Genomic DNA, 6,024 nt, shown 5'->3' with positions numbered 1-6,024 from the left:
ATCGGCGCTTGGGTGAAAGGAGGAGGGTGAAAATCTCCCACGGTCTGTACTGCGCTAACAGTCAGAATCGAGCCTTGTCCCTCCTCCTCCCTTCAAGTCCTACCATACAAGCGAGCCTGCTCGCGAAGAGGTCGGTGGATTCACAGCAAATCAGGAATACTGAACCTCGATTTCATCCAGCTGATGATCAAAGGTCTTCAGCCGCGCGGTCCAGGTATACACCAGCACTTCGAAGTCACGATCGATCACCGCTCCGCCGGTGGTATCCGCTCGCACATCGCAGAAATCCAGCTGATAGCGTTCGCGGGCCATGGCCGTGGCGACGTCGGACAGCTCGCGGGCGTTGTTCAGCCAGTGCCAGCCGTCATCGGCGATCTGCTTGTCGAGTTCCAGGCATTGCTTCTTCAGGGCTTCGAGGCTTTTTTCCAGCGGCGTGCCGGTGAGCTCGCCCATGACTTCGGCGAAGGTTCGCCCGGGCTGCCAATAGCTGCCCCAGAAGTAGCGGTCGAACACGGTTTCGACCCGGCGCAGGGCGACTTTGGTGTCCCAGATCAGCACGAGCATCCTGCCCCGTTCGAGCTGGCGCTTCTTGACCCGTTGCAGCTGAATCGAGGTCCACGCGACGACGACGATCGCCATCACCGCGATCAGCGCAACGGCGCTGTCGAGGAAGATCATCGCCGTATCGATCTGGTGGGCCAGCATGATCCCGTAGAAATACGTGGCCGAGAGCAGCACCAGTGCGACCAGAGCGCACCAGAAGCCGAGAGCGTAAGGGTTTTTCATTATTGGTTTCCCCTGGGCCAGCACGAGCAATGTGCATTGCAGGAGCGCTTGGCATGGGGCGCCCCTCCAACACTTCAAAGCATAGCAACGGCCTCAGGGTTTGCTGGCGCTCGAGGTGTTCGTTCGTCCGCTTTCCCAGCCACCGCCCAGGGCGAGGAACAAATCGATCTGGCTCATCGCGACCTGAGTGTTGGCGGCGGCCAGTTGCGCGGTGACATCGGTGTAGGTGCGGGTCGCTTGCAGGTCGGCAAGGAACGACTCGCGGCCGGCCTGGAAGAAGCGGTGCGTCTGCTCGGCGGCGAGCTTGGCCGACTGCTCGGCTTCGGCCAGCGCATCGCGGCGTTGCAGCAGCGCGCTGTACTGGGCCAGACCGGTCTGCGTTTCGCGGATGGCGTTGAGCACCACGCCGTCGAAATGCGCCAGCGCGCCTTGAGTGTTGGCCTCGGCTTCACGAATGCGCGCACGGGCGCCGTTGGTCGGCACTTTCCAGCTCAACGACGGACCGAAGCCCCAGCGGTTGGTCGATGGATCACCGAGGTCATCGATGATGCCGACCGTGCCGATGGTCGCGCCGATGCTGATGTCCGGGTACAGCTCACCGGTGGCGATGCCGATGCCGGCGGTTGCCGCTGCGAGACGCCGCTCGGCCTGACGAATATCCGGGCGGCGCTTGAGCAGCGCAGCGCCGTCACCGACCGGCACCAGTTGCGCGATCTTCGGTAACTCGGCGCAACTGGCGGTACCTGCCGGCAACTGCTCGACCGGTTTGGCCAGCAGCATCGACAATCGGAACAGCCCAGCCTGACGCGCCGCTTCATAACGCGGCAAGTCGGCGCGCAAGGATTTGAATTGGGTCTGCGAACGGGTGACCTGAGTCTCGTCACCACGCCCGGCGTCACGCAGGCGCTGGATCAGCGTGGTGCTCTGCGATTGCAGGTCGAGAGAGTGCTCGGCGATTTCCCGCTCTTCGTTGGCTGCGCAGACCTGGGTGTAAGCACGAACCACGTCCGCCACCAAGGTGATACGCGCCGTGTCGGCGGCGGCCTGAGTCGCATCGGCATTGGCTTTGGCCGCTTCGATGCCGCGTTGCAACGTGCCCCACAGGTCGAACTGGTACGAAGCGCTGATGCCGATATCGGCAATGTTGGCCACCGGGACTTTCTCCGGCAGCAGGAACGCCTGACCGGATTCCTGCAAACGTTGCGCGCCCATTTTCACCCCGCCGCTCCAGCCGCCAGCGGCCTCGGCTTCATCCACCTGAGCACGTGCCCGCGACAGGTTCGCCGCCGCTACACGCAAATCGGTGTTGGAAGCCATGGCCTGCTGTACCAGTTGATCGAGGCGCGGGTCTTTATACAGCCGCCACCAGTCCGCCGGCACCGGCGCCGAGACCACCGGTTTGCCGGCGACTGCCAGCTCACCCTGAATATCCTTGCGCTGCACCGCCGCGTCGGCGGGCACCTGATAATCCGGGCCGACCATCTGACAGGCCGAGAGCATCACGCCCAACCCGGCGATCAACCAGGCCCTGCTCATGGCTGCGACTCCTCATGTTGGTCGTCGATGATCGACACGGTGGCGGTACGCCCGGCAATCATGCGGAAGTCGGCCGGCACATCATCAAAAGCGATGCGCACCGGAATCCGCTGCGCCAGGCGCACCCAACTGAACGCCGGGTTGACGTTGGGCAGCAGGTTGCTGCCGCTGGTGCGGTCGCGGTCTTCGATGCCGGCGACGATACTTTCGACATGCCCGCGCAACCTGGCGCGGTCGCCGATCACGCGGATATCCACCGATTGCCCGACGTGGATGCCGTCGAGTTTGGTTTCTTCAAAATAGCCGTCGATGTGGAAGGAGTTGCTGTCGACCACCGACAACACCGGGCGCCCGGCGGTGACGAATTCCTGCGGACGCGGCGCGCGGTCGTTGACGTAACCATCGACCGGGCTGCGGATCACCGAGCGATCGAGGTTGAGCTGCGCACTGTCGACCGCCACCAAGGCTTCGGCCAATGCCGATTGTGCACGGGCGACGCGCGACTGGCTTTCTTCCAGCTGTTCGGCCGGCACCAGATTGCCGAGACCGCGGTTACGCTTGGCTTCACGCTGCGCCTGGGCGAGGGTTTCTTCGCGATCGGCAACGGCGGCCTTGGCCTGGCGCAGAGCAAGTTTGAAGCGATCCTGGTCGATGCTGAACAGCACCTGGCCACGCTTGATCAACTGGTTGTCCTTTACCTCGACCTGCTGGATCAGCCCGGAAACGTCAGGGGCGATCTGGATGATGTCGGCGCGAATGTGGCCGTCGCGGGTCCACGGCGCGAACATGTAATACATCACCATGCGCCAGACGAGGACAACGGCAAAAGTCACGATCAGCAGGGTCAGGACCACGCGACCGATGGTCAGAAACGGTTTTTTCATGTCATCAGGTATCGACTGAGTGAGTCCACGCCGTACAGCAGCACGGCGTAGAGCGCCACGTTGAACAATGCCCGGTGCCAGACCAGACGGTAAAAGTGCAGGCGTTGCAGCACGCCATGCACCAACAAAAACAGCACGTAAGTGATGCCCATCAGCACCAGCAGGGTCGGCAGGAAGATGCCGCTGATATCCAGATCACCGATCATAGGGGCGCTCCATCGGGCAGCGGTTCTTCGGGCTCGGCGCTGGAGACGAACTCGACGCCGGGCAGCAAGGCCAGACGCAGACCGCTCAAGGCGTGCAACAGGTGTCGACGGGTTTCATCGTCGCCCTGGCCGTTCAGCGCACGGCGGGTACGATCAAGTGTCATCAGCAGACCGCTCGGTGCCGGCAGGCGTTCGTCGGCTTTGAGGCACGCGCGGAAATACTCGCCGACCTCGCCCACCACTTGTCGCAGCAGAGCGTTTGGCACGCCAGTGACGCGCGGGGTGTAGGCAAGCAGATCGAGCATATTCAGACCGACACGCACTTCGCGCATGGCGATGCCGGTGTCCTGACCGGTCAGGGCCAGACGTGGCAGGTGCTGCATCAGCCGATCGAGCAGCTGCACGCCCAAATGCCGATGCTCGGCGAGGCTGGCTGGCTCGGTCATGCTGACAATGTCTTTCCAGCTGAACCGGGTCAGACGCTTGGCCGCCAGCTCGGCGCCGAACGGTCGCGCCACCAGCGTCCAGATGAAAGCGAACAACAGCCCCAGCGGCCCGGCGAGGTTGGAGTTGGCGAAGGCGAAAAAGTCCGCGTCGTAAGCACCCTGAATACTGATGAACGACGAGGTATTAACCAGCGTCAGCAGCATGCCGAGGTAGAAGCGCGGCTGCACGGTCAGCGTGCCGACGCAAATGAACGGCACGGCAAACGCCAGCACCAGCATCGGGAAATCATGCAGGTTGGGCAGAATCAGAAACAGATAAAGGCTGGCGAACAGCACCGACATTCCGGTCCAGAAAAAGAACCGGTAAATCTGCGGCGCCGGGTCGTCCATCGAGGCAAAGAAGCTGCACGCCACCGCCGCCAGAATCACCGCGCTGCCGCCGTCCGGCCAGCCGAGCAGGATCCACAGCACCGAAGCAACGATGATCGCCAGAATGGTCGAGGTCACCGAGTAGAGCATCAGCCCGCGATCGATGAACGGCGTCAACCGGCCCAGGCGCCAATGGCGGTACACCGCGCGCCAGCTGTCCTGGCGCTCGCACAGAATCGCATCCTGCAGGCTGCGGCAGTCCTGCCACAGATCGATGAACTCACCGAGGCGGTAAATCGCATTGGAGAACAGCAACTGTTTGCGCTCCTCCAGCGCTTCGGCGCTCGGTTGCAACGCGTCGAGTTGATCTCTGAGTGCTTGCCAGCGCTCGAGATTGGCGTCTGCGTGGTCCAGCCATTCCCGGGTCGCAGTCAGCAATGGCTGGAATTTTTCCACCAGTTCCGGGGTGCGGCGTTCGAGGGCGTACAGCGAATCCTCTAGGGCATCGATCACTGGCAACAGGTGAATCATCCGGCCGCGCAGTTCCTTGGTGTTACGCACGGTTTGTGGCCGCGCGCCTTCGTGGGGCAACTGGCCGATCATCAACTCGAGGCTGTTGAAATTGGCGACCATGGCCATGCGCAGCGCGGTGACTTCTTCCGGCTGCACATCGCGGCTGAGAAACTTCAGGCTGTAGCTCGTCGCATCGGCGAACCACTTGCTTACTGCATCGTTGAACACCGGCGCCAGCCGACGCGGCCAGAACATCGCACCGACCACCGCAGCGACGGCGATGCCAAGGAAAATCTCTTCGGTACGCGCCTCGGCCACGTCCCACACCGCCAGCGGATTATCGACCACCGGCAGGGCAATCAGCGGCAAGGTGTAACCGGCCAGCATCAGCGCATAGCTGTTGGCGGTGCGCAGATGCAGGGACATGAACAGCAGAATGCCGGTCCACAACGCAATGACCACCACCAGCACATAAGGGCTCTGCACGAACATCGGCACGAACAGCACCGCCGCCGCCGCGCCCAGGAAAGTGCCCGCCGCGCGGTACAGCGCTTTGGAACTGGTCGGGCCGAGAAACGGGCTGGAGACAATGTACACCGTGGCCATCGCCCAATACGGACGCGGCATTTGCATGAGCAAGGCGATGTACAGCGCAATCATCGACGCTGCAAAAGTACGGACCCCGTAAAACCAGTCACGGGCCGGCGGCATGCCAGTGAAAAAACCGTTCAAGAGTTGACCACCACAGGCGAACTCGCCGCCTCAAAAGCCCTCAGTACCCGAAGCGTAGCTTCCAGATCGCTGCGTTCGATGCCTTCCAGCACCTCATGACGCAAGCGCACCAGCTCGGCCTCCACCGCCTGCACCAGCTCGCGGCCGGTATCGGTAAGGCTCAGGCACTTGGCGCGGCGATCCTGAGCATCTTCGGTGCGACAGACGTAACCGGCGTGGCACAGCTGATCGAGCAAGCGCACCAGCGAAGGACTCTCCATCCCCGCAGCCTGGGCGACTTGCACCTGACGCACGCCCTCGCCCAAACGCCCGATCATCAACAAGGGCACGGCGCAGGCTTCGGAAATTCCATAGTTGACCAGCGTGGTCTGGCAGATCTTCCGCCAATGCCGGGCGGCCACCACCATGGCGCTGCTGATGTTCATCTGGAGACTGTCGAGAGAATCGGACACGGGATAACGGACACTGTTAGTTTGCTAACTATCAATATCGCATTGGAGGGGAATTTCAGTCAAGTTTTGAAACAAATCTCCCCACGCTTGGCCGAGGCGT

6 protein-coding genes are annotated in these 6,024 nt (G+C 62.4%); all 6 read right to left on the bottom strand.

Annotated features, from left to right (window positions below):
* Positions 1-150: 150 nt before the first annotated feature.
* Complete coding sequence (locus F8N49_RS24625; RefSeq protein WP_151552975.1) at positions 151-786, bottom strand: NADH:ubiquinone oxidoreductase subunit N; 636 nt, start codon at positions 784-786, stop codon at positions 151-153.
* A 93-nt stretch (positions 787-879) separates the two neighbouring features.
* Complete coding sequence (locus F8N49_RS24620) at positions 880-2,322, bottom strand: efflux transporter outer membrane subunit (RefSeq protein ID WP_073471477.1); 1,443 nt, start codon at positions 2,320-2,322, stop codon at positions 880-882.
* Positions 2,319-3,206: an HlyD family secretion protein gene (locus tag F8N49_RS24615; RefSeq protein ID WP_151552973.1), complete on the bottom strand. Its 888-nt coding sequence runs from the start codon at positions 3,204-3,206 to the stop codon at positions 2,319-2,321. Before F8N49_RS24615 ends, F8N49_RS24620 begins: the two co-directional genes overlap by 4 nt.
* Positions 3,203-3,412: a DUF1656 domain-containing protein gene (locus tag F8N49_RS24610; RefSeq protein ID WP_016772264.1), complete on the bottom strand. Its 210-nt coding sequence runs from the start codon at positions 3,410-3,412 to the stop codon at positions 3,203-3,205. Before F8N49_RS24610 ends, F8N49_RS24615 begins: the two co-directional genes overlap by 4 nt.
* Positions 3,409-5,472, bottom strand: coding sequence for an FUSC family protein (locus tag F8N49_RS24605; RefSeq protein ID WP_151552971.1), 2,064 nt, complete (start codon positions 5,470-5,472; stop codon positions 3,409-3,411). The genes F8N49_RS24610 and F8N49_RS24605 overlap by 4 nt, the downstream gene beginning before the upstream one ends.
* Positions 5,469-5,897: a MarR family winged helix-turn-helix transcriptional regulator gene (locus F8N49_RS24600; RefSeq protein ID WP_016772266.1), complete on the bottom strand. Its 429-nt coding sequence runs from the start codon at positions 5,895-5,897 to the stop codon at positions 5,469-5,471. Before F8N49_RS24600 ends, F8N49_RS24605 begins: the two co-directional genes overlap by 4 nt.
* Between the last annotated feature and the right edge of the window lie 127 nt (positions 5,898-6,024).

Origin of the sequence: Pseudomonas sp. GXM4, from assembly GCF_008923895.1 — a bacterium.
Classification (GTDB): domain Bacteria; phylum Pseudomonadota; class Gammaproteobacteria; order Pseudomonadales; family Pseudomonadaceae; genus Aquipseudomonas; species Aquipseudomonas atacamensis.
The sequence above is the reverse complement of the archived record's forward strand: the minus strand, read 5'-3'. Positions and strand labels throughout refer to the sequence as shown.

Bases quoted from the DNA above. Each gene is read 5' to 3' on its own strand.
- F8N49_RS24625 (WP_151552975.1), bottom strand. From the start codon at position 786: ATGAAAAACCCTTACGCTCTCGGCTTCTGGTGCGCTCTGGTCGCACTG.
- F8N49_RS24620 (WP_073471477.1), bottom strand. From the start codon at position 2,322: ATGAGCAGGGCCTGGTTGATCGCCGGGTTGGGCGTGATGCTCTCGGCC.
- F8N49_RS24615 (WP_151552973.1), bottom strand. From the start codon at position 3,206: ATGAAAAAACCGTTTCTGACCATCGGTCGCGTGGTCCTGACCCTGCTG.
- F8N49_RS24610 (WP_016772264.1), bottom strand. From the start codon at position 3,412: ATGATCGGTGATCTGGATATCAGCGGCATCTTCCTGCCGACCCTGCTG.
- F8N49_RS24600 (WP_016772266.1), bottom strand. From the start codon at position 5,897: ATGAACATCAGCAGCGCCATGGTGGTGGCCGCCCGGCATTGGCGGAAG.